Below are 618 nucleotides of genomic sequence, written 5' to 3'. Positions count from 1 at the left end.
ACGGTAGCTGCGCCGTTGAGGCTGAGATTGCTGGCGGCCAGCGGTGCCTGCAGGTCGGGTGCCTGCAGGCTGGCGGCCAGCGACACGTTACCTGCGGCGTCGGCCTGGGTGACGATCAGGTTCTGGCCGTTGGCGACCGCTGGCGTGAGGGTGACGGTGTACAAGCCGTTGCTGCCCACGGTGGCGGTACCGAGCACAGTGCCCTGGGTATCGGTCACGCGTACGGTAGCGCCGACTTCGCCCTGGCCGGTCAGCGTACTGCCGGTCCGGTCGATGGCTGCGGTCGGTGCATTCGGCGCCGTGGTGTCGTTGGCCACCAGGGTGGCTGGCACCGAAGGCTCGCCGTCGACCGTGGTGCGGGCGCTGACTTGCAGGGTCTGGGCATTGAGCTGGGCGTTCTGGAAGAACACGCGGAAGGTGCCGTCGCTGCCGACGGTGACGGTGCCCAGGGTGGTGCCCCCGGAAGTTACGGTGATCAGCGAGCCGACGGTGCCCTGGCCGGTGAGCAGGAAGCCGTCGGCGCTGATGCTCAGGCCGGTAGGCGTTGCGGCTTCGGTGCCGGTAGGCCCGGCCACTGGCACTTCAGTGGAAATATTGCCCGCCGGGTCGATGACCACC

Annotated in this window: 1 protein-coding gene; it reads right to left on the bottom strand. The window is 68.8% G+C overall.

The genetic code is table 11. From position 1 onward, the window contains the following. Positions 1–618, bottom strand: a 618-nt coding sequence (locus HP546_RS30920) for an Ig-like domain-containing protein (protein WP_172233851.1), incomplete at both ends; no start/stop codon positions are given.

The sequence above is a fragment of the Pseudomonas sp. CM25 genome, assembly GCF_013179705.1.
Taxonomy (GTDB): Bacteria; Pseudomonadota; Gammaproteobacteria; order Pseudomonadales; family Pseudomonadaceae; genus Aquipseudomonas.
This window is presented reverse-complemented; position numbering and strand designations above follow the sequence as displayed.